Origin of the sequence: Marinobacter sp. CA1 (genome assembly GCF_020546665.1) — a bacterium.
GTDB lineage: Bacteria > Pseudomonadota > Gammaproteobacteria > Pseudomonadales > Oleiphilaceae > Marinobacter > Marinobacter xestospongiae.
On sequence record NZ_CP071785.1, the window covers coordinates 2,140,807 to 2,167,013 of the forward strand.

Annotated in this window: 27 protein-coding genes; 11 read left to right on the forward strand and 16 right to left on the reverse strand. The window is 55.8% G+C overall.

Annotated features, from left to right (window positions below; genetic code table 11):
* Together J2887_RS09825 and J2887_RS09830 are read right to left on the reverse strand one after the other, a co-directional pair.
* The gene (locus J2887_RS09825; protein ID WP_227175821.1) at positions 1-1,185 is read right to left on the reverse strand and encodes a thiamine pyrophosphate-dependent dehydrogenase E1 component subunit alpha; all 1,185 of its coding nucleotides are present in this window, start codon (positions 1,183-1,185) and stop codon (positions 1-3) included.
* Positions 1,186-1,360: 175 nt separating this feature from the next.
* Positions 1,361-2,017, reverse strand: a complete 657-nt coding sequence (locus J2887_RS09830; RefSeq protein ID WP_227175822.1) for a TetR/AcrR family transcriptional regulator — start codon at positions 2,015-2,017, stop codon at positions 1,361-1,363.
* A 133-nt stretch (positions 2,018-2,150) separates the two neighbouring features.
* Here J2887_RS09830 and J2887_RS09835 point away from each other — a divergent pair, with 133 nt between their 5' ends.
* Both J2887_RS09835 and J2887_RS09840 read left to right on the forward strand, forming a co-directional pair.
* The gene (locus J2887_RS09835) at positions 2,151-3,005 is read left to right on the forward strand and encodes a crotonase/enoyl-CoA hydratase family protein (protein ID WP_227175823.1); all 855 of its coding nucleotides are present in this window, start codon (positions 2,151-2,153) and stop codon (positions 3,003-3,005) included.
* A gap of 203 nt (positions 3,006-3,208) precedes the next feature.
* Positions 3,209-3,940 carry a substrate-binding periplasmic protein gene (locus tag J2887_RS09840; protein ID WP_227175824.1) on the forward strand — a complete coding sequence of 244 codons (732 nt, stop codon included), beginning with the start codon at positions 3,209-3,211 and terminating at the stop codon, positions 3,938-3,940.
* Positions 3,941-4,133: 193 nt separating this feature from the next.
* On the opposite strand, the gene J2887_RS09845 is transcribed toward J2887_RS09840, so the two are convergent.
* A complete protein-coding gene (locus tag J2887_RS09845) occupies positions 4,134-4,505 on the reverse strand; it encodes a winged helix-turn-helix transcriptional regulator (protein ID WP_227175825.1) in 372 nt (123 codons plus the stop codon).
* Between the two features lie 104 nt (positions 4,506-4,609).
* Here J2887_RS09845 and J2887_RS09850 point away from each other — a divergent pair, with 104 nt between their 5' ends.
* From J2887_RS09850 to J2887_RS09870, 5 genes are all read left to right on the forward strand, one after another.
* On the forward strand, positions 4,610-5,194 hold the full coding sequence (locus J2887_RS09850) for an NAD(P)H-dependent oxidoreductase (RefSeq protein WP_227175826.1): 585 nt from the start codon (positions 4,610-4,612) through the stop codon (positions 5,192-5,194).
* A gap of 18 nt (positions 5,195-5,212) precedes the next feature.
* Positions 5,213-5,584 carry a hypothetical protein gene (locus J2887_RS09855; protein ID WP_227175827.1) on the forward strand — a complete coding sequence of 124 codons (372 nt, stop codon included), beginning with the start codon at positions 5,213-5,215 and terminating at the stop codon, positions 5,582-5,584.
* Positions 5,585-5,661: 77 nt separating this feature from the next.
* Positions 5,662-6,219, forward strand: a complete 558-nt coding sequence (locus tag J2887_RS09860) for a carboxymuconolactone decarboxylase family protein (RefSeq protein WP_227175828.1) — start codon at positions 5,662-5,664, stop codon at positions 6,217-6,219.
* 14 nt (positions 6,220-6,233) lie between these two features.
* Positions 6,234-7,370 (forward strand): low temperature requirement protein A, encoded by a 1,137-nt coding sequence (locus J2887_RS09865; protein ID WP_227175829.1) that lies wholly within the window; start codon positions 6,234-6,236, stop codon positions 7,368-7,370.
* A 166-nt stretch (positions 7,371-7,536) separates the two neighbouring features.
* Complete coding sequence (locus J2887_RS09870) at positions 7,537-8,208, forward strand: DsbA family oxidoreductase (RefSeq protein WP_227175830.1); 672 nt, start codon at positions 7,537-7,539, stop codon at positions 8,206-8,208.
* Between the two features lie 185 nt (positions 8,209-8,393).
* Here J2887_RS09870 and J2887_RS09875 read toward each other — a convergent pair whose 3' ends face one another.
* The 5 genes from J2887_RS09875 to J2887_RS09895 form a co-directional block, all read right to left on the reverse strand.
* Positions 8,394-8,930 (reverse strand): redoxin domain-containing protein, encoded by a 537-nt coding sequence (locus J2887_RS09875; protein ID WP_227175831.1) that lies wholly within the window; start codon positions 8,928-8,930, stop codon positions 8,394-8,396.
* Positions 8,931-8,964: 34 nt separating this feature from the next.
* On the reverse strand, positions 8,965-9,777 hold the full coding sequence (locus J2887_RS09880) for an SDR family oxidoreductase (RefSeq protein ID WP_227175832.1): 813 nt from the start codon (positions 9,775-9,777) through the stop codon (positions 8,965-8,967).
* Between the two features lie 583 nt (positions 9,778-10,360).
* Positions 10,361-11,137 carry an oxidoreductase gene (locus J2887_RS09885; RefSeq protein ID WP_227175833.1) on the reverse strand — a complete coding sequence of 259 codons (777 nt, stop codon included), beginning with the start codon at positions 11,135-11,137 and terminating at the stop codon, positions 10,361-10,363.
* 9 nt (positions 11,138-11,146) lie between these two features.
* On the reverse strand, positions 11,147-12,478 hold the full coding sequence (locus tag J2887_RS09890) for an aldehyde dehydrogenase family protein (RefSeq protein WP_227175834.1): 1,332 nt from the start codon (positions 12,476-12,478) through the stop codon (positions 11,147-11,149).
* A gap of 7 nt (positions 12,479-12,485) precedes the next feature.
* Entirely contained in the window at positions 12,486-13,268 is a 783-nt protein-coding gene (locus tag J2887_RS09895) for a CmcJ/NvfI family oxidoreductase (protein ID WP_227175835.1), read from the reverse strand.
* A gap of 97 nt (positions 13,269-13,365) precedes the next feature.
* Here J2887_RS09895 and J2887_RS09900 point away from each other — a divergent pair, with 97 nt between their 5' ends.
* The 4 genes from J2887_RS09900 (at position 13,366) to J2887_RS09915 (ending at position 16,693) form a co-directional block, all read left to right on the forward strand.
* Complete coding sequence (locus J2887_RS09900; RefSeq protein ID WP_227175836.1) at positions 13,366-14,268, forward strand: LysR family transcriptional regulator; 903 nt, start codon at positions 13,366-13,368, stop codon at positions 14,266-14,268.
* 14 nt (positions 14,269-14,282) lie between these two features.
* Positions 14,283-15,002, forward strand: a complete 720-nt coding sequence (locus tag J2887_RS09905; RefSeq protein WP_227175837.1) for an IclR family transcriptional regulator — start codon at positions 14,283-14,285, stop codon at positions 15,000-15,002.
* A gap of 81 nt (positions 15,003-15,083) precedes the next feature.
* A complete protein-coding gene (locus tag J2887_RS09910) occupies positions 15,084-15,488 on the forward strand; it encodes a GlcG/HbpS family heme-binding protein (RefSeq protein WP_227175838.1) in 405 nt (134 codons plus the stop codon).
* Complete coding sequence (locus tag J2887_RS09915; RefSeq protein WP_227175839.1) at positions 15,485-16,693, forward strand: MFS transporter; 1,209 nt, start codon at positions 15,485-15,487, stop codon at positions 16,691-16,693. The genes J2887_RS09910 and J2887_RS09915 overlap by 4 nt, the downstream gene beginning before the upstream one ends.
* Before the next feature lie 79 nt (positions 16,694-16,772).
* On the opposite strand, the gene J2887_RS09920 is transcribed toward J2887_RS09915, so the two are convergent.
* From J2887_RS09920 to J2887_RS09955, 8 genes are read right to left on the reverse strand one after another with little or no spacing between them, the layout of a single operon-like run.
* Positions 16,773-18,026 carry a sugar phosphate nucleotidyltransferase gene (locus J2887_RS09920; RefSeq protein WP_227175840.1) on the reverse strand — a complete coding sequence of 418 codons (1,254 nt, stop codon included), beginning with the start codon at positions 18,024-18,026 and terminating at the stop codon, positions 16,773-16,775.
* Between the two features lie 19 nt (positions 18,027-18,045).
* Positions 18,046-19,536: a WecB/TagA/CpsF family glycosyltransferase gene (locus J2887_RS09925; protein ID WP_227175841.1), complete on the reverse strand. Its 1,491-nt coding sequence runs from the start codon at positions 19,534-19,536 to the stop codon at positions 18,046-18,048.
* Between the two features lie 33 nt (positions 19,537-19,569).
* Positions 19,570-19,821, reverse strand: a complete 252-nt coding sequence (locus tag J2887_RS09930; RefSeq protein ID WP_227175842.1) for a hypothetical protein — start codon at positions 19,819-19,821, stop codon at positions 19,570-19,572.
* Complete coding sequence (locus tag J2887_RS09935) at positions 19,808-20,890, reverse strand: glycosyltransferase family 2 protein (RefSeq protein WP_227175843.1); 1,083 nt, start codon at positions 20,888-20,890, stop codon at positions 19,808-19,810. The genes J2887_RS09930 and J2887_RS09935 overlap by 14 nt, the downstream gene beginning before the upstream one ends.
* Complete coding sequence (locus J2887_RS09940; protein ID WP_227175844.1) at positions 20,887-22,128, reverse strand: glycosyltransferase family 4 protein; 1,242 nt, start codon at positions 22,126-22,128, stop codon at positions 20,887-20,889. Before J2887_RS09940 ends, J2887_RS09935 begins: the two co-directional genes overlap by 4 nt.
* Positions 22,115-23,401 carry an O-antigen ligase family protein gene (locus J2887_RS09945; RefSeq protein WP_227175845.1) on the reverse strand — a complete coding sequence of 429 codons (1,287 nt, stop codon included), beginning with the start codon at positions 23,399-23,401 and terminating at the stop codon, positions 22,115-22,117. Before J2887_RS09945 ends, J2887_RS09940 begins: the two co-directional genes overlap by 14 nt.
* The gene (locus tag J2887_RS09950) at positions 23,371-24,789 is read right to left on the reverse strand and encodes a hypothetical protein (RefSeq protein ID WP_227175846.1); all 1,419 of its coding nucleotides are present in this window, start codon (positions 24,787-24,789) and stop codon (positions 23,371-23,373) included. Before J2887_RS09950 ends, J2887_RS09945 begins: the two co-directional genes overlap by 31 nt.
* A complete protein-coding gene (locus J2887_RS09955; protein WP_227175847.1) occupies positions 24,786-26,045 on the reverse strand; it encodes a polysaccharide biosynthesis/export family protein in 1,260 nt (419 codons plus the stop codon). The genes J2887_RS09950 and J2887_RS09955 overlap by 4 nt, the downstream gene beginning before the upstream one ends.
* Between the last annotated feature and the right edge of the window lie 162 nt (positions 26,046-26,207).

Here is a 26,207-nt window from a genome sequence, read left to right on the forward strand (position 1 = left end):
TCAGGCCCCTCCCTTCGCGTGCTCAGCGCTCTTTGGATACTCATCCGGGTACTTGCGGATGTGCGCTTTCACTTTCTCGAACTGCTCCGCCAGGTGAGGCGGTACCTCGTCATAAACATCGGTGACCAGCGTGTCGAGTGGGGGCGGTGGCCGTTTCTGTGCCCGCTTCATGGTTTCGAGCACTTCCCGGCGCATGGTTTCCTGAAGATCTTTCTCTTCGTCTTCACTCCACCATTTCTTGCTTTCGAGCCAGAGGCGCATGCGCAGGATGGGGTCCTTCTCGCGCCAGACGGCTTCTTCGTCCTTGCTGCGGTAACCGGAGGGATCATCGGAAGACGAGTGGGCGGCCAGCCGATAGCTCATGGCCTCAATCAGCACCGGACGGTTGTCTTCCACCGCCAGTCTGCGAGCTTCCTGGGTAGCCTGGTACATGGCCAGGATGTCGTTACCGTCTACCCGGATAACGTCCATCTTGTAGCCGTAGGCCCGGGGGGCGACACCGTCGGCGGCAAACTGTTCAGCCGCCGGTGTCGAGATGGCGTAGCCGTTGTTACGGCACAGGAAAATCACCGGGACACGGTGAACCGCCGCCATGTTCAGTGCGGCGTGGAAGTCGCCTTCCGAAGCGGCGCCTTCACCGAAATAGGTGATGGTGCACTGACCGTCGCCGGCCATCTTCTGGCCGTAGGCGTAGCCGGTGGCCTGGGGAATCTGGGTAGCCAGAGGCGAGGAGATGGTCATGTAGTTCAGCTTGGCAGAGCCATAGTGAACCGGCATCTGGCGACCTTTGCCATAGTCCATCTCGTTACCGAAGAGCTGGTTCATGAATTCATCAATGGTGAATCCACGATAGGCGAGGGCGCCCTGCTCACGGTACTGGGCCATGATCATGTCGCCATCATCCAGTGCCGCGGCGCTACCGACAACGGCGGCTTCCTCGCCCGTGCACTGCATGTAGAAGCTCAGACGGCCCTGACGCTGAGCGGCAAGCATGCGCTCGTCAAGAATCCGGGTCGTGACCATGGCCCGGTAGATTCGCAGCGCCTTGTCCTTGTCGAGGTCCGGCGCCTTGGCGCTCTTGTAGAGCTTGCCGTCCTGCTTCAGTAGTTTAAAGGTGGGAATGCTGAACTCCGCACCATCGGTAAACACAGGGGAATAAACAACTTTTGATTTTGTTGTTGTCATAATCCTCTTCCTGGGGTAGTGGCCTGAGGAACCAAACACTCCTTGTGGGAGTGTAGTTAATGTCTTGGCAGACAGCCTGAAAGGATCTGGTAAGACCCTCTCAGGACCGAATCAGGTTTACCTTAACGTAAACTGACGATCCGAGGGTAGACCTGTTGGACTATTTTCTAAGTCGTCAATCGTCAGATACCCGCAGAGAGGGGACACCTGAGCGCCCGAACACGTGCTCAAACCCCTGAAAACTGGTTTCCACGAGCCGTTCGCTGCTCATTCCTTCCGGGAAGCCAACGACCTTATGGATGACCAGGGACGCAAGCCCGTGGCTGTGTGACCAGGCTGCCAGCGATGCCTGGCGCACGGTTCGGGACTCCAGCGGCTCGTTGAGCGAGGCCGCGATAATCTTCTGAAGCTCACCAAAGGCTTCTAGTCGGGCCTTTTCAAATCCCTCATCGCTGGCATCAAGGCCTATCTCGGGGCCAAACATGAGCTGATAGAGCGCCGGGTTGGCTCTGGCGAACTCAAGGTAGGCCAGGCTGGCATTCTGCAATCGCCTGCGGTGGTCTCCTTGCTGTTCAATCTGCTGGTCGTTGTCGAGCAGTGCCTGTTGCAGTTCACGAAACCCGAGAGTAGCCAGGCGCGAGAGCAGGGCCGCCCGATTGCTGAAATGATGATAGGCCGCCGTGGCACTGACGCCGAGCTTCTCCGAAATGGCGCGGATGGAGAGCTTCGCCGGCCCTACGGTTTCCAGCATAGAGCGGGCTTCGGCCATCAGCCGTTCCGACAGGTTGCCCACATGGTATGACGTACGTTTTCTGGCGCTGGGCTTTGTCATGTTGCTGAACCTTTGCTGGCGATTTCGGGGTACCGGGCATCGTAGCACGCCGACAACTTTGCACTGATAAGATTGTGGTTCAATCTTTGCGGTGATAAGTTCGGACTCATTCAAACACGAAGGAGAGCCCGCCATGACCGCCAACAATGATTACAACTGCTTTACGGTCACTGTTGAAAATCGCATCGCTCATGTACGCCTGAATCGGCCGGATGAGCTGAACACCATGAACAAGGCGTTCTGGCTCGAGCTGCCACAGTGCATCCGGGCTATCGAAGTGGAGAGTGATGCCCGGGTTATCGTGATTTCGTCCACCGGCAAGCACTTTTCTGCGGGCATGGATCTGTCGGTATTCAGCGATCCGTCGGCCGTCCCCATGAACGGAGACCCGGGGCGCATGGCCGAGAACCTGCGCCGGGTGGTGTTGCAGCTTCAGGACAGCCTGAGTTCCCTGGAGCGGGCCAGAATTCCTGTGCTCGTGGCGATTCAGGGTGGCTGCATTGGTGGCGCGCTGGATCTGGTGTGTGCCGCCGATAGCCGCTACTGTACCCGGGATGCGTTCTTCACCATCAAGGAAACCGAACTGGGGATGACGGCGGATGTGGGCACATTGCAACGGCTGCCCAAACTGATGCCCCAGGGACTGGTTCGGGAGCTGGCCTATACCGGTCGGAAATTCAGTGCCGACGAGGCCCGTGAGCAGGGACTGGTCAATCGGGTGTTTGACGACGCCGAGAACATGATGGAAGGCGTCATGAAAATCGCCGCTGATATTGCCGCGAATTCGCCTTTGGCGGTAACCGGATGCAAGGAAATGCTCAACTACAGCCGTGACCACACTGTGGCGGACAGCCTCAACTACGTCGCAACCTGGCAGGCCGGCATGTTCCGCCCAAACGACATGATGCTGACCTTCCAGGCCAAGGCCCAGAAACAGACGGCTGAGTATCCGGACCTGTTTGCTGTTAAGTCGTTGTTTGAGGGGTGATGGTCTGAAGGATGCCCGATCTGTTCAGCTCATGGTCTGGCACCACCCAGCGTTTTGAGGTGCTGTCCCTACGAGGTTGAACTAAAGTAATAGAGCAGGGTGGCGCTCAGGCGAGCGATGTGATGTCGCGATCAGGGCTGTCACCCGAGAAAACCATTCCCGGGACATGGACGCCAACCAGCGACTGGTAAAAGGTGCTTCCTATGTTCAGTGCTCGCCATTTGATATTTGCCTTTCTGGCCCTGTTCCTGAGCCTTGCCGAGGCGGAAACCATCACCGCGACCCAGGACCCCTGGCCGCCCTTTGTTCAGGCGGAGGGCCCGCCGGGTCTGTCTGTTGAACTGGTGCGCGCCGCGTTCGAGCACGAAGGTTACGAATTCAAGATGACCATCATGCCGTGGGCCCGGGCGATCTATCAGGTCCGCAATGGCAACGTCGATGTGTTGGTTGCCACCTGGTACACCCTGGAGCGAACCGCCTACCTGCGCTACAGCGAACCTTACATGCAGAGCCAGCTCAAGTTCATCAAACGGGCGGGCGATGATTTTGAGTTTCATGGTCTGGCCAGCCTGACGGGCAAGTCGGTTGGTGTGGCTCGCGATTATGGCTATGGGGATGAGTTCTCCAACGCCCCCAATTTCACCCGTCCGGAAACCAATAACACCGTTCTGAACCTGTTAAAGCTGCAGGCCGGCCGTATCGACCTGACTCTGGAAGATGAGCTGGTCGCCCTGGCAACGATGAGAAAAGAAGGTATCGACCCCGATCAATTCGAGTTCACCGACAATGCGTTGTCCGTAAAGGATCTGCACGTGACCAGTGGCATTGCCAATGCCCGCAGTGAGGAGATCATCGCCGCGTTCAACCGCGGACTGGCGGCCATTCGCGACAATGGCACCATGGCGGAACTGAAGAGAAAATACGGTGTTGAGTGAGTCTGGGCGTGCGGTTCTCACGGACCCGGATCAAACCCACAATCCCTGTAGCCGAACGTCTAAATATTTCGACAATGCATCATCAATCAATAAAGCTATAAAATATCAATAGCTTATGGGTGCATTGGCTTTGTCGGCCATTGTATTGAGCCGTGTTCGGGTACAAAGTTTCGCATTAGTAAGCGTACAAAAATCAGTCAATGTCGTGCGTTTCTGACCAAACGCGAAGATCGTCCAAGATACCTAAGGCGCTCGCGCCGAATTCGGTTAACTCGTAGGTTACTGCAACCGGGCGGTCATTAATCACCTTCCTTTCGACCATGCCGCGGTTCTCGAGCTCTTTCAGGCGCTGATCAATCATCTTTTTACTGGCGCCTCCCAGCATACGACTCAAATCGTTGAAGCGAACCGGTCCATCCTTTAGGTGGAAGATAATCGACCCGGTCCATTTTCCGCCGATCAGCCTCATTCCCTTTTCGATGGCGCAAGGCTCCAGACAAACATTGACGACAGTTTTCTTGCCAGAACTACTGGTTTCTACGAAGGTTTTTCCAAACTTCCCCATGTCCCCGCCTAGGTTACCAAAAGTAAACTAATTGATGTGATTAACCAGGTAACCATAATATACCTGTGCATCAAAAATCACCAGCTGAACATGAGGCTTCTGCTATGAGCAACATCTTGATCATCAATGCGCACCACAAGTACCCGTTCGCTGAAGGGCGACTCAATGGCACCTTGACCCAGATGGCCGACGAACTACTCAGAGCAAAAGGTCATGAAACCCGGGTCGTTGAGATCGACGCGGGCTGGGATGTCGAAAAAGAACTCGAAAACCACCAGTGGGCGGACGTAGTGATTCTGCAAACGCCCATCAACTGGATGGGGGTTCCCTGGACATTCAAGAAGTACATGGATGAGGTATACACCGCCGGTATGGGGGGAGCGCTTTGTAATGGCGACGGCCGCACCGCTGAAGCGCCCAAGGAGAACTATGGCGCAGGCGGAACGCTGACCGGCAGGAAATACATGATGTCGGTGACCTTTAATGCGCCGGAAGAATCGTTCAACGACGAGAACGAGTATCTGTTCCAGGGCAAGAGTGTGGATGATCTGCTTTTCCCCATGCACATGAACTTCCGATTCTTTGGTATGGACGCGTTGCCAACGTTCGCATGCTACGACGTGATGAAGAATGCCGATGTCGAGAACGATTTTGATCGTTTCAGAGCTCATCTTGAAGCTTCGTTTTAAGGCCAAGTGGAGGTCGATATGAATTCTTTGAAATCCATTGTCGCTGCAGGCGCATTGGCATTCGCAATGAGCGGTCAGGCCGTTGCTGAAGAATACGGCTTGGCCCACATCGCGTCACCAGACCAGTACCAGGTGTTGCTGGAAAATGAACAGGTTCTGGTCCTGAAGATGGTTCTCGAGCCGGGAGAGGCCGATCTCGTTCATCGCCATCACAACGAAACGGTGTACTTCCAGAGTGGTGGCACCTTGTCCATTGCCAGCCCTGATGGCGAGGCAATGGAGGTCGAGGTTCCGGATGGCCACGTCATGTGGCATGAGGCGTGGGCTCATCAGGTGACCAATGTTGGTGACACTCAAGTGGTGGCGATCATCGTTGAAGCCAAGCACTGAGACCGCAGAGCGAACCTGGGGGCATCGAGCCAGGTTCGCTACATCTCATTGAAAACGCATAGGATCGAGAGGCCTGTATGTTTACCTACCATGACATTGAGTCCGCCCCAGAAGAATCGAAAGTGCTCATGAAGCGGATGCTGGCTGGTGGCGCGATGGTTCCCAACCTGAACAAAATCCTGGCGGAAGCACCGGCGACCTACCAAGCCTACAACACCATCTTCGGGTTGTTCATGAGGGATACGACTCTCTCACCCCTGGAGCAGCAAGTCGTCTTCATGACGGCCAACTTCGAAAACAACTGCCATTACTGTGTCCCGGGTCATACCTGGATGATGCATGCAGCCAAGATGCCGGAGGACGTGATTGAAGCCTTGCGCGAAGGCACCGAGATTCCAGATCCGAAACTACAGGCCCTTCACGATTACGCCAAGGCTCTGCTGGATAATCGTGGACATATCGGGGACGACCGATTGAACGCGTTTCTTGACGCCGGCTTTACCCGTCGACAAGCGCTTGAGGTTCTGACCGGGTTGGCAGCCAAGCTGATCTCCAACTTTACCAATGCGATTGCTCATACCGAGCCGGATAACGCGTTCAGGAAGTACGCCTGGACTCACCCATCCGAGCGCTGACAGGGGAGCTTGCTGTGATTAATTCGCTATACCTGTCGAAAGGGCGACACGCCACCTGGCTGGAGCTGTTTTTTGATCTGGTGTTTGTGGCCGTTATCGGGGTGGTCACCCACGATCTGGCCCATACCCACGATGGCCACATAGGCTTTGAACAAATTATCCGCTTCCCACTGGTGTTCATTCCGGTGTGGTGGATCTGGATGACCCATACGGTGTATGCCAACCGGTTCGACGACGACAGTCGCGGCCACCGGTTGTTCAGTCTGGCCATCATGGCGCTACTGGTGGTCTTGTCCACGCAGGTGACGGTAAGCCACGAGAGCGGCTTCATCTCCCTGGCTCTGCTGTACAGCGCCATCCGATTGATCCAGGCCTACCAGTACCTTGACGTTCACCGCCAATCCGACGGTGAAAAGCCGTTTGTGCGAGGGCTGAGCGCTTCAATTGCCACTGGTGCCCTGGTGAGCGCCGCCTCTGCGCTGTTCGACGGTCCGGAGCGCTTCGCGTTGTTCTACGGCGGTATTGTGGTCGATATGATCTGGCAGTCTTCGATGCGCAAACAAATTGAGTCAACACCGGTTGATTTACCGCATTTGGTCGAGCGCATGGGGCTGCTGGCCATTATCATCCTGGGCGAATCTGTCATTGCCATGGTGGCGTCACTGGAGAATGTGCATTGGGATGTCTTTGATGTCTGGGCCGCGGTGACCGGTTTTCTGCTCATTGGGGCCATCTGGTGGATCTACTTCGACAGTTTTCCTTTGTTGGAGCGTGCGCAACGGCTAACCACGGGATACGTTCTGATCTTCTCGCACCTCTTCCTGTGCATGGGGCTGCTGATCCTGGCCAATATGATCAGGCACGCGATCCTGGGCGACCTGGATCGGCCGACTTTCGGATTGTTTGCCGTTACCGGCCTGAGCCTGTTCTATCTGGGCAAGCAGATTCCCTACTGGTATGCGTTCCCGCCATGGCGCCAGGCGATCATCTCCAACACCCTGGTGTGTGTCGGCATAACCATTGCCAGCAGTTTTCTGCCAAAAATCGAATATTCGCTGTTCGGCATGATGATCGGCATGTTGGCGTATGTGTACCTCACGTTTCGACGGATTCTCTCTGTCAACGTGGAAAGCTATCTGGCACCGCATTAAAGGTTAAAGCCTGAAATAGGTAACGGTGACCCGTTCCCTCCGGGGAGCGAGTCCTATGAGCCTGTCTTCCAGGGCGGGTCGATCGTCAACATTGATGAGGCCTTGCCAGCACAGTGACGCCTTGCAACAACGGTGACACCGCATCGATAGAAAAGGGGGAGTTAGAATGTCGAGTCAATCGGATGTACGAAAAATAGACATCGATCTGGTGTCGGATGTGGTCTGTCCCTGGTGTGTGATCGGCTATCACCAGCTGGCGGAGGCCGCCCGCCGAAGCGGCATTGAGATCAACGTGACCTGGCAGCCGTTTGAGCTGAACCCGCACATGGCGCCGGAGGGCGAAAATCTCAGGGAGCATCTGGCGAACAAGTACGGCACTACGCCGTCAGAGTCTCGTGCGGCGCGCGAGCGGCTGACGGCCATGGGAGCAGAGCTGGGTTTTCGCTTCAACTACGCGGATGACATGCGAATGGTCAACACCTTCCGCGCGCATCAGCTGATCCACTGGGCTGAAACCAAAGGCAAGGGCGGCGCGGCCAACCTGGCGCTGTTTGAAGCGTTTTTTACTGAAAGGCGCGACCTCAACGATATCGGTGTCCTCTGTCAGGTCGCTGAATCGCTGGGTCTTGATGCCCGCGAAGCCCACGAGATGCTCGAACGGGAAACCTGCGCGGCGGCGGTCCGGGAGCAGCAGGCGTTCTGGCAGCAGCAAGGTATTAGCGGTGTGCCGGCGATGATTTTCAATCGTCGCTATCTGGTAACCGGCGCACAAGGAGTGGAACGCTATATGGAAATGCTGAAGACACTGGCAGCCGAAACTAACTCGGAAGAAGCTTAAAACTCCAGCCCGTCGCGGCCGATGCCGGCGCCAAGACATTCCATGGGGCATATTTCGTGGTCCTGTACCTTAGATACGAAGCGGGCCCGCGCCATGAACACCTTGGCCAAGCTTGCCAATGTGGATGCCTGCGCTAATCGAGCACAGGCATCCACAGGTTTTCCCTGGTCTTCAGCTATGTGACGTTAATCTTGGTAGGAAAAGGTGCCCCGAATCGGGTAGTCATTCTTACGAATCCACTCCAGGCCGGAGACAAGGTTTTCCAGGTCGGGGCGAACAAATGGATTGTTCGAAATATCGACGACCTGGAGCGTACCTTTCTCGTTGATGATGTACAGACCGGGTTCCGCAAACGGGTGATCCGTTTCCTGGTCTGAACGGGGGTGCGAGATGTAAAGCCCGAGAGATTTCATTTCTTCCAGGGTGAGGCCATAGAACAGCGGGAAGTTTACGTCCAGCCGACTGGTATGCTCCTCTAGCTGCGCTTTGCTATCCCCGGATACCGCTACCAGATCAATACCGATCTCGTCCAGGCGCGGCTTGTAACCCGCCAACTCATTCAGGAATCGAGTACACAGAGGGCAGTGTCTGCCGCGATACACGATGACCATCTGCCAGTCTTTTCCTTCCAAAGGTTTGCTCAGATCTCGGGTCGCGCCTTCAAGGGTAGACTTGCTTATGGAAGGAAAGGGCGCTCCAGCTTCGAATTTGAACGTGGTCATAAAATCTGTCTCCTGTCGTGGTAATGGCAGTTTCTTACGCTTTTCCGTTCATCGGTTGGGTCCAAAGACTGTCCTGATACTGCTTAACATCTTCGATGAAACGCTCGGGATACACGTTGCGGAACTTGTGATCGTCTTGCGGGATCAGTTCGATCATGTAGTCAATCATCGGCTGCGGATCGAGCTGAAGGTCTGGTCCAGCCATTTGCGCCTGCATCTCGCGCAACGGGCCTTCATCGCTGAAGTTCACGCCTGGCTCGAACCACTGATCGACCGTGTCGTACATGCGGTCGTTGAAGCCGGTGCGGAACGGGCCGGGGTTAATGGTTGAAACCTGGACGCCGGTGCCTTCCAGCTCAAGCCGCATGAGCTGTGCAATCGCCTCCAGCGCGTGTTTTGACGCGACATAGGGCGCAAGATAGGGCAGGATCCAAAAGCCCGCGATCGACGATGTGAAGATGATCTTTCCGCTGCCGCGCTTGACGAAGAAGGCTGCAAAGCGCTGTGCCAGCTCTAGCGTGGTGAAGACATTCACCTCGAAGACCTGGCGGATGCGATCGACCGGCACTTCCGCTACCGGGCCAGTCTGCCCGGTGGCCGCATTGAGCACCGCAATATCGACTTCCTCGCCATATTTGCGCAGCACCGTATCGTGATCATTGGGTTGGAGGTAGTCGAGCTTCTCGACCACGAGATCGACACCTGCAGCATCGGCATCCGCGCGCAATTGGGTGACCTGGGGCCAGTTTTCGACCGTGGCGATCACCTTGTGACCAGCCTGAGCAAGACCGATGGCGGTTCCTTTACCGAGCCCTGTCGCGGCACCGGTTATGAGTATGGTTTTCATCACTTTTTCTCCTTTGATTAAATGGTTTGAATGAAGAAAGCTGTACACGGTGATTTCCGATGTTGGTTGGCTTCTCTCATTCTGTGGTAACTAGGGAGCCTCTGATTAACTCCGGATCACCTCTGGCCTTCAGAGCGGTTCACACTCAAGGCGCGGCTTTGCAGGAAGGCTGGCTGCCTTTCAAAAAGTCGCAACACCGAGTGTGGATCGCTCAGAACGCCCCGAAGGGCGCGTTCTGAGGGCCGCATCTGCGGCGTTGCGGCCCTTGCCAAGGGCTGCGGCCATTACCTGCGGACCGCGCCTTGCAGCTGCAGCCCTCAGATCGCGCAGAGGCGATTCGGAGTTAATCAGAGGCTCCCTAGGCATTAACGGACCTTTTCTTCATTATCGGGACGAAGGGAATATTTGAAACTAGTCACCATTTGGTGACCGCCACGTCCCCGAATTGCACTGGATCTGAAAAGGTTCGATAAAACAGACGCCTACAATTTCCTTGCTTATAACAACTAACCTGGAAGAAAAACTTCATATAAAAAACCGTCAGTGCGCCCTCCGTTTTAGGGTTTACCGGGAACGCCCGCGGCTATCGTTCAAACAACAAGTCGGTACGGATGATGTATTTAGTGCCCGAGGTGATCTCCGCTGAACTGTGCAGACAGTGCAGGGGATGGTGGCCATGGGGAAAACACAGCACCCCGCCGGCAGGCGTTCGTACGTCGATCTCGCGCACGTTGTCGCTTCGCCGGGCCGGTTTGGTGGGATCGTCCGCATCGACGAGGAAGCGGGTGGCGCCGCCCTCGAAGTCGTCGCTGAGCAGAATCAGAAACGTCATCTGGCTGAACCGGTCCGGGAAGGCATCCGCAATCAGCCGGGCTTCAGCAACCTTGGAGCCGGGCCAGGCACCGTCGATGTGAAACTTGAAGAAGTCTCCCTCGCGGTAACGATAGAAACGGAAGCGCCGGTTGATGCCCATAGGCTGCTTGTTGCCGAAGAGATCCAGGTTGTGGACTACGGCATCGCGCACCCGCTGCCAGATCAGGCGATCGGTCGCCTCGTCCACAACCCAGGTGACGTTGTCATTGTGGCGAACTTCCCGGGGTAGTGAGACCGCGGCGTCCTTCAGGTAGCCCAGGTCTTCGGTAAGCTTGATGAGGCGTTCACACTCCTCACGGCTAAAGACATTCAGCAGTTGATAGGCACCGGGTACCTCCGGAATTTCCCGCCGTGACACCGCAGAGGCATCACGGCTTTCGTCCAGTTCAGCTGGGTTCGGCACGCGATTGGCCCAAGTCGGTAGCGACGGGTTTTCGGCGCCCGGCTCGCGGGCAACGACATAAAACGAATCCTGATGCTGTTCCATGATCACCTCTTAAAAGTTCATGACCCGTACTTGGGCGAACTGGCGATGGCCGGCGGCTGAGCCGTGGAAGCCAAAACCACTCTGTTTGGCGCCTACCCAGGGGCTGCCGCCGGCTCCACCGTTCACTGAAACCATTCCTGCCTCAAGGGCCTCTGCCACGGCTGCGGCGTCACGACCACCGAAGACCACCGCGCCCAGGCCGTAGATGGAGTCGTTGGCACGGGCGATGGCGTCTTCGATGGCATCGAACTCCGCCATGGCAACGACAGGGCCAAAGGTCTCTTCGCGCTCAAGGAGCATGTCGGGGGTCATGCCATCGACAACCGTGGGTTGAATGAATGGTGCTGGGTAGTCGGCCTTGCCGAGCAGAAAACGTGCGCCTTTTGCTTCCGCATCTCTGAGATGTTGAAGCACAAGCTGATGCTGGGTAGCGTTGGCAATCGGGCCTATATTCACGCCCCGTTGATCCCATGGGCCGACCTGGTAAGCCGATGCGGCGGCAACCACCTGGCGCCTGAATTCCTCGGCGACGGAGCGGTCGACGTACACGCGCTCGGTCGACGTGCACATTTGCCCGGCATTCTCGAACGAGCTGGCGACGGCAAATCGCGCAGCAGCTGACAGATTGGCATCTTTCATGACAATCAGCGGGTCGTTGCCGCCCAGTTCCATCACCAGGCGTTTAACGCCATCTGCAGCGTCCGCCATGATGCTGCGACCGGTGGCCATCGACCCGGTAAAGGCGATCATATTGATGTCAGATTTCACCAGCGCCTGGCCGACGTCGCCGTGGCCATGGGCAATCTGAATCAGATTAGCGGGCAGATGGTCCTGCAGTGCGCGAACGAACAGATCGGCAACCAGCGGCGTGTGTTCCGAGGGTTTCAGAATGACGCTGTTGCCGGCCATCAGTGCAGGGATCAGCAAGTTGTTGGCCATGGCCAATGGGTAGTTCCAGGGTGAAATGACAGCAACAACCCCAAGCGGCCGATACTGGATACGGCTGCGGCCTTCGCCTTGTTCGGTTTGCAGGGCAGAGGCGGCCTCCTCAATGAAATAGGGGGCACTTTGTACGGTACCGGCGACCTCGTAGGTCGCGCGTCGTGCGTCCTTGCCCATTTCCAGGCTGATCAGGCGGGAAAGTTGATTCTGGTCAGGCGCCAGCGCCTCGTAGGCAGCCCTCAAGCGGGTTGCACGCTCTTCAAAGGATAGCTGGCGCCAGTTCGTCTGCGCGATCCGGCTCTGGTCCACAATCTCTGTCAGCTCGGACCGGGAGGTGATTGGCACCTGTCCGACCGGCTCCCGGTTCAACGGGTTCAATGACACAAGAAATTCGCTCATGGCTTCCTCAGTTAAAGGCGATGACTCGCACTTCCAGGCTGTTTCTGTTGCGGGCGCTGGCCGATGTGTCCGCGGGGTCGGTTGCGGCGTGTGGGGTGCCAAAGATGCCCTCGGGAGATTGTGAATCGAACACTTTCAGCAACAGGGCCTCGCCGGGTTCCATATCTGACAGGTAGTACCAGCGATGATCCGGGTTGTAGGAAATTCCGGCTATCTCACCGATGCGATCGGGGTAAACCAGTTTGATGCGATGAAAGTCATCCGCAGCCACGGTGTTGATGTCCAGGACGGCCAATGGTGATTCCTCGACACGGTGGCCGACGGGCATCCACAGGTTCACCAACCGGTAAGGGCGGTCACGAAGTTCTGGTCGTTGCTCGGTTTCTTCGAGCATACGGTGGAGCGCAGACTTCTCGGTATAGTCGTTGTGAACAGTCTTCACCGGCGCCCGATTATGGATGGTTTGGTCCTGACGATTGGTTGACCGGTAGGTGTGGTCAAAGATCAGTACCTCGCTGGCCTTGAGTCGGTCACGGAGGTAATCGATCACCTGCGGGTACAGCTGCTCCCGAATGGCGTCATCATTCTGGTAGTCGTCAAAGTCAAAGGCGACCCGGATTGCTTCGAAGCCCTGGTCGTCCAGGTTGAAGTCATTGGCCTGGCTACGAATGTCCGTGACTTCAATGTGTCGGGGGTCGACAGATTGAGTGAGCTCGGAGGCACCAGGACCCTTGTATCGCTGGTCGTACTCCAGGTCGCCGACGGGCTGGACGTAGTTGATGCTGAACATGGCTCCTCCTTGCGGGTAGGGTTGCTGGATTCTTGGTTTGCCAGCTTAGGGAGTAGCCGATAGGATTTGAAACAAGGGTTTGATGTAAGAGATACAAGTGAACGCTTTAAACCGGGTCGACCTTAAACAGTTGCGAACGCTCCAGTGCCTGCTTCGCGAACGCAACCTGTCTCGAGTGGCGGATCAGCTAGGGGTGACTCAGCAGGCAGTCAGCGATCAGCTGAAAAAGCTCCGCGCCACCTTCAATGATCGCCTGTTTATCCGCAGCGGCAATGGCGTTACTCCAACGGCCTATGCCCGAACGCTGGGGCCGAAGCTGGACGTCATCCTGAATGCCGTTGGCGAGTTACTGGAGCAGGACGAGTTCAACCCGGCAACAACCACGCGCACCTTCACCATCAGCTCCACCGATCTGGAGCAGAAAACCATCCTGCCGTTTCTGATGCAGCGCCTGAGACAAGAAGCGCCGGGCCTCAGGCTGGCCGTGAAAAAACTCGAACTGGATGAGATGGCAAGCGACCTGCTGGATGGCGCCGTGGATCTGGTGTTGACCAATCCCAAGTTTGCACCGCCGAGTTATCCGTCGTTAACCCTTTATTCTGAGCGCTATGTCTGTGTGGCAGGGAAGGCCAATGAGGCGGTTCGCAGCATTATGTCGGTTGCCGAGATCGCTGAGATGCCTCAGGTCGTGGTGTCGCCTTCGCGGGGAGATTTTACCGGCGCCGTCCATCGCTGGTTTGAAGACCAGGGGCATCCGCGCCAAGCCATGCTTTCGGTGCCAACTTTCACTGCGGCCAAAGCAACGATTTCTGAAACTGACCTTATAGGCTTTATCCCGTCGCGACTCCTGCCTGACGACTCATTGCAGCCGATTGAGCTGAATGCCGAGATTCCCGGATTCGACGTGATCGCCGTGTGGCACCAGCGCTCATCGCAGGATCCTCTGAATATCTGGATACGGGATTTGCTGGTTCAGGTTTCGAATGGCTATTGGTCTTAAGGGATACAGGAAGCATGATCGACGAAAACAAGCGCATTCAGTCGGTGGAACGCGCGTTGTTGTTACTCGAGGCTCTGGCCGCCGAAGGCGGAGAGGCCCGGCTGACCGATCTTGCCGAAAGGGTGGGGCTCAACAAAAGTACCCTCCATGGGCTGCTCAATACCTTGGCTGCCATGGGGTATGTTACCCGACATGGCACACGCTACGGGCTAGGGTTGAGGATCCGTGAAATCGCCCAGCCCCTGGCTGATCAGGATCTTGAACTCAAGGAACGGTTCGCGCCGGCTCTTGAGGGTCTTGCCAAACGGTGTGGCGAAACCTGTTATCTCGCCGTGCCTTGCGGTTCCAGGGAATATCTGTATGTAGATGCCATCGAAGGCGCCGGCAGTCTGCGGTTCGGCAGCCCCAGGGGCCGTCGGGAAGGGCTTACGACTTCGGCCATCGGCAAGGTGTTCCTGGCTTTTAATCCTGATTTGCTTCGCAGCCTGCGACGCGCGGACAAGGTCGGCGCAGCACTCGAAACGGAACTTAAAGAGATCGCCGAAGTAGGCTACGCACTGGATCTCGAGCAGGCCGAACCCGGTCTGAATTGCCTGGCGATCCCGCTGCGGCGTCACGGCCGTGTAGAAGCCGCACTCGGGGTTGCCGGCTCCTCGAAAATTCTTGATGAACCGACGCTGAACCGATTAGCGAGACAGGTGTTCAAGGAAATGTTCGACATTATCAAACTATAGGCGGTAAACAGGCCACCCCCCTTATCCCGCGTTCAGATTGTCGGAATAATCAGCAGCTCACACACATCACGGAGCTGCACTATGTTCGACTCAATCACCGATACTCACGTTCAAGCTGTTATCAACCGGGCCTGCGAGCGCGCGGCCGAGCAGGGCTTTGCCATCAGCGTGGCGGTTACCGACACTTCAGGCCTCCTGAAAGGATTCGTTCGTATGGAAAACGCCGTCCCTGGCACCATCGACGTGGCCACCAAGAAAGCAAGAACCGCCGCGCTTTTCCGTGCCGATAGCAATGCACTCGGTGCGGAAGCCCACCCAGGCGGCTCCATCTACACCATCGAGAATACCAACGGCGGGCTGATCAGTTTTGGTGGCGGCCTGGTGTTGCACGAGGAGAACGAAAAGATCGTTGGTGCGGTTGGTGTTGCTGGCGCCACGGTGGAGGATGATCAAACCATTGCACTTTATGCAGCGGGGCGGATATGAGCAAAAGTGAACGAATGCATCCCGGTGTCTGGGCGCTGGCGGTAACCGCCTTCGCAATTGGCGTTGCCGAATTTATCGTTGTTGGTGTGTTGCCGGCAATTGCAGACGATTTGGGCGTGACGGTCGCGACAGCCGGAAGCCTGGTGGGCCTTTATGCGCTGGCACTTGCCGTCGGTACCCCCATTCTGGTTATCGCCGCTGGGCGGGTACCCAGAAAGGCGCTTCTGTTCGCGTTGGTGTCGGTGTTTTTGGCCGGCAACCTGATCTCAGCCTTCGCCAGCTCTTATGAGATTTTGCTGGCAGGCCGGATTCTCACTGCGGTCGCTCACGGCAGCTTTTTTGCCATTGGTGCAACGGTGGCTGCGCGCTTGTCGCCCCCAGGGCAGGCCAGCCGTGCAATAGCGGCCATGTTTGCCGGGCTCACGCTTGCGATGGTGATTGGCGTGCCGATGGGTAGCCTGATTGGCAATGAACTCGGATGGCGCTTGCCCTTTTTCGGCGTGGTGGCGCTAGCCGCTGTCGGACTACTGGCTATCGCGTTGTGGGTACCCAAACAGCCGCACGAGGCTGATGTGTCTGCTGCGCAGCAGCTCAAGGCCTTAAAAACGCTGCCAGTTCTGGTGATGATGTCGATCACGATTTTGGGCTTTGGAGCCAGCTTTGCCGCGTTTACGTTCATAACACCGATTCTGACGGACGAAACCGGGTTTTCATCCGGAACCGCCAGTCTTCTGCTGATTGTCTTTGGTGTTGCGACCCTGGTGGGCAATCTCATGGGAGGGCGCTGGGCTGCGCACTATGGCTGGGCCCGAACACTCCGAATCATGCTGGCTGGCGTGGCGGTTGTCATGGTTGCAATGGCGCTTGGTATGTCCAATCAGTATGTCATGGTGCCGCTGCTGTTCGCTTGGGGTGTCCTGGCTTTCGGCATGTCGCCGGGGTTCCAGACTGGCATGCTCGAAACCGCCGAGCGCTGGTCGCCAAAAGCGGTGGCTTTTACCTCGGCTTTAAATATTTCGGCATTCAACCTGGGTATTACCCTAGGTGAACATTCCGGTAGCGCCTTGGTTGAGCAAGGTCTGATCGGCCTCACGCCCTGGGCGGGGCTTGCACTGGCCGCCCTGGCACAGTTGCCCTTGTTCTGGTTGGCGGCTCGGCATCGCCGTTCGGGGACAGTAAATAATCCGGCAATGGCATCAGCCTGAGTTCTGACCGGGCAGGGCCGCAGCGGTCCTTGCCCGGTGTAAGGGATACCTATTTCATTCGAATGAGCTAAATCAGGAATCATTGAACCACTACAGAGCGACGAAAGTAAGCGCAGGTTAGCCGCGCGACAACACTGATCGATAACGGTCTATTCGATTCAATCTCAGCTAAAGATATGACCGTGGGACTGGCGTTGGAACCAAACTGAAGCTCTGCGGGGCTGATGGCACCTTCCGGGACGGCCAGATAGGCTTCAGTCCACGGCATGTTGGGAGAGATGTCAGGGGCGGTCGTTCTGGGACGACCGAACAATCGGATTTCGCCTTTACAGGCTCTCGCTAACCGCCGTTGTGTGCATCGCCGGTGCTCAGGGGTAGGATTGAAGAAGCCAACTCCGCAATGAGTCAGCAACAACAGGACAGCTGCGAGCGCCTGTTGGAATACGATTAACACGAATGAGGTGTTAATGGGATTGGCGTTTGATGACACGAAAAAAGGGTCTTCCACATCCAGGCAGACTCCCAAGTCCACACGCATAACTCGGGAATGATCCACGATGCAGTTGCTTAATTGCATGCCACTGCCCACAAAGGAGCCGTTCATAATAACAGCGTTCTCGAGGGCCGCGCCGCGTGAGATTAAGCAGCTGCTACCGATGGCATTATTGCCGTTCAAGCGCGCCCCAATTTCAACTCGACTGTAGTCGCCGAGGGTCGTTGTTCCGGATTCAATGCTGGAATGGTGTAGGTCGCTTTGAGCGCCTGGCTGGATGAGTTCCACGGCACTGGCGCTCTCATTGGTTGCCAGGTAATGATAGTCCTTGAGGCTCTTAATCAAGTGGTGGGCCTCGCCGCTGAACTCAGCTGTGTTGCTGCTTGGTGGCCATGCCAGGGGGTCTAGGTTCTGATTCACGTGATGTTCACTGATCCAGTCGTATAGCTCACGCTTAAACTCCGAGGTGTCCGACTGTCCGTCCGGTGCCTTCGTCAGCAAATCCAGAGACCGATAGATATCTCCCCGGAGGACTACAACACCGGAATCCAAGCGTGAACCAATTCGCTTTCTGACATTGGCTGGGTGCTCCCCAGCGCGTGCTCGAAGATATTTGATGACGAGGCTCCAACGCGCACCGGACTCGAAATAGCTGCGCAGTTCAAAGTCATTGTCACCGGTTACTAGCCAGATTTCGTCAATCCCTGCCGCCTGACAAAGAATAAGGGTGTTTTCCAGCACCGGGCGGCCTGCAATGGGCAGCATGGCCGGTGAGTAGTTTTCGTTCAGTGGGTTGAGTTCACGACCATCGCGATCAGCAAATACTAGGGCTTGTTTCATGGTTTATCCCTCTGTCATGTTAGCTTGCACCTCGTCCAGCCAGCACGGCGGGAACGGTTTTAATCATCAGCTTTAGGTCGAGCCAGAATGATCGGCGGTTTCGGTAATCCACATCCAGCGCGGCCTGCTCTGAAAACGACAGGTTGTTTCTGCCGGCAACTACCCATTCGGAGGTCAAGCCGGGTTTGATGTCCAGGCGCATTCTCTGGCTGAGTTCGTACTTCGCGATTTCTGCATACAGTCCGGGACGGGGCCCGACGATGGACATTTCATTGCGCAACACATTGAAGAACTGAGGTAGTTCATCGATGGAAAGCTTGCGAATGATTCTGCCCACGCGGGTCACACGAGGGTCGTTGCGGATCTTGAAGGTAACGCCGTCGTCGATCTCATTCAGAGCTTCAAGCTCGGCACGGCGGGCCTCGGCATCCTCTGCCATAGAGCGGAACTTCCACAGCTTGAAGGGGCGGCCGCGAACGCCGGCTCTGACCTGGCCGAAAAATACCGGGCCCGGGCTCTCAATCTTGATGGCCGCTGCGACCATGAGAAACAGCGGTAACAGAGCCAGTAACGCGCAACTTGAAAGAACAATGTCCGAAAGCCGCTTTGCCTTTTCCGACCCGGCAATCTCGAACCGGTACCGTGCCTTAGATAGCTGGCTTCGAAGCGCAAGAAACTTCCGGTTCCACGGAGTAGTCAAATGATCCGGTAACAGGGCGATCCAGCGTTTGATCTGGACTTCACGCTTTACACGACGGATATAAATTGGATTACCCAGAAAATACCGGCGCCACATGCGGCGTGGCTCTTGGAGAAACCGCCATAACCACTCAGTACCTGCCTCGCGCATCCACAGGGGCGCCCGAGGAATACGGCCACTGTAGAAATCAAACAATCCGCCTACAGCAATATTCAGCCGGGTGTGTAATCGCGATTGAACTCGCTTGAGCCAAAGCTCCTGCATGGGGACACCCATGGCGACGATCAGGAGTTTGGCGCCGCTGCAATTGATATTGTCGATGATGGCGTCTTCGTCCTCGAGGCTGAAATAACCATGTTGAACGCCTGCGATCTGAAGATCGCTGTATTGCTCAGCGGCCCATTGCGCGACCTTGTCGGCCACTCCAGGACGGGCTCCAAGGAGAAAAACCGGCGTGCCGTTGGAGGCGGCAATTTCGCATATGTGGGGAAACAGGTCGGTGCCGTTCAGGTTAGCGACCAACTCGCCGCCGTGGAGTTTGCAGCCCTTCTCAACACCGCTGCCATCAGGAAACACGAGCTCAGCTTCTGTCAATGCGCGGTAGTAATCCGCATTTTCGTGGCTAACATTCAGGCAATGGGCATTTATGAAGAAGAGGTTGGTGGACTCCTGGGCATGTAGCGCAGCAAATATCCGCTCTTTAGCGCTTTCAAGATCAATGTTAGCAAACGGTATGTTCAGTAATCGGTCGGTTGCCGGCTCTGCTAAATAGAGCAAACTGGAGCTCATTCTTGATGATGTTGGAGTCATGCTGTTTCCCTCCGGTTACCTCTGGACTGGTGCTCATGAGGCGTTGGCTTGGTTGTATCTTATCTCGCCAGCAGCCTTTACGTTTGGTACTACAGTAAACATGCCAACTTTAGGGATTGAAAAGGGTATTTTTAGGGCTTGAAAGCGTTTAATGGCAGGATTTTCTGTTTTATAGGGCGAAGCTACGGAGAGGTTTTCAGGTTGTGATAACGCATTTTGAGAAGCAGAACCAAACGCTTTGCAATTTGCAAAGCGTTTGGCAAAGATGATTTCAGGCGTTCGCAATATCTCGCTGAATTTGCCGATTCTGGAACTTGCCAATGTTTGTCGACGCCTGAGTTTCTATAGCTCGATACAACCCGGGGGAAATAAATAGAAGGTGTGCAGCGACACCAGTCAACAGCGTTCGAGCAAGCTCGTGTTTCAGAGGGTGCAAGCTGCATTTCAATGACGCGATAAACAGATTGCGTGCCTCGCGACCGTCCCTGAGGCGTATGGCTTGCCGCGACAGGTATCGCAGCTGATAGGCTTTCGCGTACTTGTAGTTCTCTGCGACAAAGGTGGGGCGGTACCGTCTGGTTCTGTCCGCAACTGTCTCCCAGGATTCCAGCTGTTGGTATAGATTGGCGGAAAGTCCACCGGCGTTGAGCCGGTAATAGGTCAGCGGTTCGGGTATTCCCTCGATAGTCCAGTCGGTTATCAGGGCGATGCGCAGCCAGCATTCTATGTCTTCGGATCGCCGCAGATCCGAATCGAAGAATCTTATTTCAGTTTCACCCATGAAGTCTGCGAAAAAACAGATGTCCTTGAACACCTCTTTACGAATCACCGGGGCTGAGCCATTGCCAACCGGGTTTCTGCAGAACAGGTGATCCGGTGTGATGCCGGTCAGACGTGGCATCTGGTAAAATCGGGTCGGATTACCCTCCGGGTCGACGAACGCGGAACGGGAGAAAGACACACCAACGCCGGGATTGGCGTCCAGATGGGCTTTATGCTTCTCCAGTTTATGAGGGTGCCAGAAATCGTCAGAATCCAGGAACGCCATGTAATGTCCTCTGGCTGAGAGTATGCCGGTATTTCTGGCGGCAGCCAGACCACGGTTCATTTTATGCTCGACAATCTTTATTCGGGGATCATGAAATCGCCGGCAGATCGAAACGCTGGCATCAGGAGAACAGTCGTTGACGATGATTAGCTCGAAATCTTCGAAGGTCTGATCTAGCACCGACTGGACCGCCTGGGCAACAAACGCTTCTACATTGTAAATGGGCATGACCACACTGATTGCAGGCATCATCTCGTTCCTCTCATCTCTCGCGTTCATCTCATTATTGTCTGTGCTGTTTGTCATAGCATCGTCTCCTGGCTGTTAAGGCGTGGATTCTCGATAGCAAATCGATAAATGATTTCGTGACGCTCGATGATGGAAGGCCACGAGTACCTCTCAGAAACTGTTTGCTGACCGTTGATACCGAGGCTAATGGCTTCCTCGGGATAATCGAGCAGGTGGCAGATGGCGTCGCCGAGATTGGTGGACCCGCTCTTAACCAGCAAGCCATCCACGTTGTGAGTGATTACGGTTCTGAGCAGAGGGATTTCCAGGGCGATGACGGCCTTTCGGTAATGCCAGGCCTCTAGATAAACGACACCCAGTGACTCCAGTGATGACGGCACACACAGAAAGTCGCACAAGGCCAACGCCGCATTTTTGTCAGCCTGGGAGATGTGCTCAATCATGGTGACTCTCGAATCCGACAGGTTGTGGAATGACTTTGCAGATTCTGAGGTCTGTGGGCCGATGAACAAAAACTGGGTCTCAGGATGGTGTTTCCAAACCAGGGGCATTACCTGCTGAACTCGCTGGTAGCCTTTGTGTTGATCGTGCCGGCCAAGGAAAAGGACTACCGGTGAGTGGGTCAGCCCGTATCGGCGGCGGAATTCCGTCTGGGAGGCTGGGGCCTCGACCATCGGTCCCATAGGACAAACAAAAGTTCGCTCCGGATCCGCACCCTGGCAGATCAGCCAGTGACGTTCGTGGTCGGTCAACGCAATGACAGCGTCGGCCTGCCGGTAAAGCTTGCGAAACCTCATTGAAGACCAGCCGGTGCCGTTGGGCAGCGTGGTGCAGGCCAGCGGAGTCCAGATAAACGGGATGCCGAGTTCGCGTGCAGCGGCGAGCGATGACTCGGCAGTGGATGTTAGGCCGTTATAGATCGAGTGGATGACTTGGGCGTTGGAAGATGAGCGCACAATCGATTGCCGACTCAACCTGCGGACCAACACATCGAACATTGGGCGGACAATCTTGCAACTTGCATGGTATTTTGCAATCCGTTGCAAAATGCACCTTAGTCGACCGCTCGCACACACACGATGTATGTCGTAAAGCCCACTGTCGTTGATGCTCTTCGATGTCTGTTGGGTGAGAGCGAGTTCTGGCGTCGTTTTGTCATCCGATGAGTGACAGACTACCCGCAGCGAATGACCGGACCTGGCTAGTCCCAGAGCCAGGCTCCGAGAATGCATTTCCGATCCACCTCGTGCCGGCCAGAAGCGGGACACCACAATTGTCGTGTTAATCGATACCATGCGCGGACTCTCTCTGATCGCCGATATTCTTTATAGATGCTGTCTTCAATGTTTCAGCATGTGCCATGCCAATTGCCATTAATCCGGGCCAGATCAGATACGCAAGAATTTCCAGGTTTTCGCCGAAGGTGTAGAAGAACAGCAGGCCACAGCTCAGGCAGCCAGTGCGGGCAATGTCGGATGTGTGAATCTTGGGGATCAATAAGATAAAGGAGACAAACAGCGGAATTGCCAATGCAGTAAAGCCAACCACACCTTTCACAAACAGCAGCCCGTACCAACTGTGATGACTACCAATAGGCATGTATTCCACCAAGTGAGGACCGCGTTCGACGATTCCGTGGCCCCAAACGGGGGCCTCGCTTCGCCATCGCTCGATTGCAATTCGGGCAAGGGCCTCGCGTACTCGAGTAGAGTCGGCCCGTGCAGCCTTGATGTTTTCATAGACAGTGCCGATCCCTTCGATCAGCCATGGCCCGATAAATGCGAACACCTGGAAGACGGCCGCTATCATGGCAATCAGTATCCATCCCCGGAAATAGTGCAAGGTGAGCATCACGCCGATAATGAATAGCAATACGACGATTGCGAGTCGGGACTGGGACATCAAAATCATAAGAACGCTTGCGATCATGCCGATCGAGCGCCAGCGGGCCTCTTTTTCCGCCATCGCGAACAGGAAGAAGATATTGGCCACAAAGCCCAGCGCCGGCGCCCAGGGTGTAAAGATGCGCCAGCGTGGCAACCCTGAACCCGGATCGAGCTCATACAGAGATACGGCAAAGAATTCCGGCCCCGGCCCTCCAATGGCTTTGAGTGGCGAGACATAGGCAGTTTCTGGCAGCCTGAGCACCCAAGCTCCGATAAATAGCGGAAGCAGCAACAAAGTGTGAAGGCAAACCTTCATGGTGGCTCGTACGATCAGCTCCTGACGGATGTTGAGGCAGGAACCGGCAAGCATGAATAAAGCCATCAATGCCCAGCCCTTGGCCCAGCCGATAGAAGATTTGATCAGCTGTGCAGTGCTCAGATGCTGTTGCAGGTGGCCAACCACCACACAGAACAACATCACGATCATGCCCACGATCCAGATCAGAACCGGAAAAGGGAGCGCCCGTCCCTGATCCTTCCGCAGGTAGCGAAGTAACACAACTGCGAACAGAACCCAACCCAGCACCGGGCCGACAATGTAGAGGGCGCCCAGAAAGTAGAAGACGTACATCTTCGTAAGGGCAAACCAAACTATACGTTCTTCAAAATTTTCTGGAGCCATGGCTTACGAATCCACATCAGAAGGAGTCCAAAGGACGTTGCCAGAGAGGCGCCGATGCCACCGACCAAGGCGAGCTTGGTGTGGAGCCTGTCGGGGGTTTGCGGCAGCGTGGGACTAGCGAGCATCTGCACAAGAGGGTAGGAGGAGAAGCGGTCTGCGCTGCTGATATCGAGCTTGGCCAACGCTGTTGAAAACACCGCCGTGGCGACTTGCTGTTTACGCGAGAGGTTTTCCAATGCCACCGAGTCCTCCGCGCTTTGGCGAATTTTCTCCTGTAATTCGTTAATAAATTCGTTTTCCGCTTCAATCTGCTGCTGCAAACCATTCATCTCCGAATACAGTGTAAGGAGCTCGATCAGCGGCTGGTTCTGGCCGGACTGGCTGCCGAGTTCAATCAGCTCAAATGTCGACAGCAAGGCGTTCCGAGTGGTTCGTCGACCTTGTCGCATCAACTGGCGCTCGATCTCGCGGTGGGCAGCTTTCAACTGCGCCATCTGCGGGTGCTTCTCGCCCCAGATACCGTTCATTGCGGCAATTTGAGCGTGGATCTCTGCATGTCGCGCAAGCTTTTTCTGAAAAATAGTATCGTTTCTCAGAGCAATCGCTGCACGAAGGCGAGCCTCGTCCAGATACAGTCCCTCGCCGAGGGTGTAGATCCTCGCCTTAATTGCCCGATGTTCGGACGACATTTGCTGATAGTTGTGCTTGCTTTGCTCAAGGAGGGTAATCAGGCCCTCGTACTGCTCAAAGGAGACAATCTCCGATTGCACTTGGAATTTCACTTTCTCCTGCTGGGCCAATTCCAGCTTCTGATTGAAGTCGGCCAACATTGCCATGCTCGCTGCGCTGAGATGGTGGGTTTCGTCATCGCGCAATAGATCCAGTTGGGACTGCAGGGCTTCGTAAAGCGCATAGGCTTTTTGTTGCGCCTCTTCAGCGTTGGTGGCGGTCATCCGGAAATGCATCAGGGATGTTTGATCCACCAGTTTGATTTTCGGCAGACCAAACTCCTCGAGGGACATACCAAGCTGGTCCGCTGCGACCGACAGTACCGGCATGCTGCTGGCAATTGATTTGTAGTTGACCACTGGATCGACCGAACTGTTGGTGTAGGGCGATGATGATGAGGCGGTCGCCTGTCCGATGTTTTCCAGGTTCAGTGCCAGGCCATTACCAGTGCCCGGTAGAATAAGTGTCCATTCACTGGTGTACTTGGCCTGTTTGAAGGTGAGGAATGCCGTAATAGGCGCCCAGACGGCCAGCAGGCAAATCATGAGTACGCACATATAAAGCAGGTTTCGCTTCAGCGGCGTCAGTGAGGTGCCATACACGAAAAACCGGTAGATGAGACCATGTTGTTTTCCGGCCTTGACAATTGGCTGACTCATCTCAGAATCCTCGTGATCGGGGACAGTAAGTCACTGATAGTGCGTCCGATGTCGCGAACGTTGCTGATCCGGGAGTCGTAGCAAACCACACTATCGTTGGGCATCAGGTAGGGGTTGACAGAGACGTCACCGGCCTGGCTCAGGACCTGTTCGATTCGGCGCTCAACTGTGATCGGACGCTGGGTGATTGGATCTGAAGTCACTAGAACAGCGTAACGATTGCTGTTGGTCGACACGGCCCCGCCGGCGCAATTGCCGGAAACTACTGCAGTATGAAGCTGCGAACCGTAGGGAAGGCTGGTGGCATGTCGGCCAAGGGCCGAGCTGGCGTTGTTCTGCGCCGGCATTGTCAGGTTGGAAATGAAGATTCGGATGCCCGGAGCCGTGATCGCGGTTGGGCGAATGATCCGGCGATCCGGCAAACCGCGACTATGAACCCGGATGTGATCGCCGTGAACTAAGGGAATGTTAGAGGTCTGGTAACCGGCGACGGCTCCCCGCAGATTAATCACATGCACACGCTCCCCGCGGATCAGCTCAACGGCGTCAATGTTCGCATCCGGGCGCACGCCGCCGGCGGTTAGAATTGCCTTTGTCAGCAACCGGCCCAGCGAGGCGCTGCCGCCTCGCAGACTCATTTGGTCTGCTGACGCTTCAGGCAGACGGGGGTTTACGGCAAGAGTGCCGGGGAAGAACACCGCACCGGAAACCGCTACCTGAATTGGCGCCCACTGCTGGATGGAAATGTTCAACCTGGCCATACCGAGACGAAAATAGCCAGATTGCTCCAGGGTTTTGTTAACCAGCTCCTCGATTTGATCTAGAGGCTTGCCCTGAACCGGAATCGGGCTTACGTAAGGGAGCTTCAACGTGCCGTCGAAACCGATCTCGTAGACGCCGGTGAATGAGTCATCAGAGGTCTCGAACACCCCCTGAAAAAAATTCTTAGGCGGCAGATCAACCCGAACCCGATCTCCCGGTGAGAGCAGTGGCATAGAGGGCAAGTCGGTTGTGGCGGTGAGTGAGACTTCCGGCGGAGGCTCGGCAGCGCTGCGAGACCCAATGCCATAACCTACAACCGGGTCCCGAGGGCTGACGTAGGAAACGGACTTGCCGGAGACCCGAACGGCGTCCGCGAGCCAGTGCTCCTGCTGAAGCGCGGCTTCATCGGCGGTACTGCCCAAGCCGGGGGCTGCACAGCCTTGCACGAACATTGCCAGTATTGGTGCGCAAAGTATGTCTTTGGCTCTCAGCACAGATCACTCCTGGGACACGGTGTCGAACGCGTGTTGTCAGTGGTGTTTTATGGACTGATAAACAAGAGCCGTGCCAAAGAGTTTAATGCTATAAAAAATAGTGTGATACGGGTTATCTAGTGAGTGTCTGCTGGTTATTCAAGACGACGATTCGCATTATGC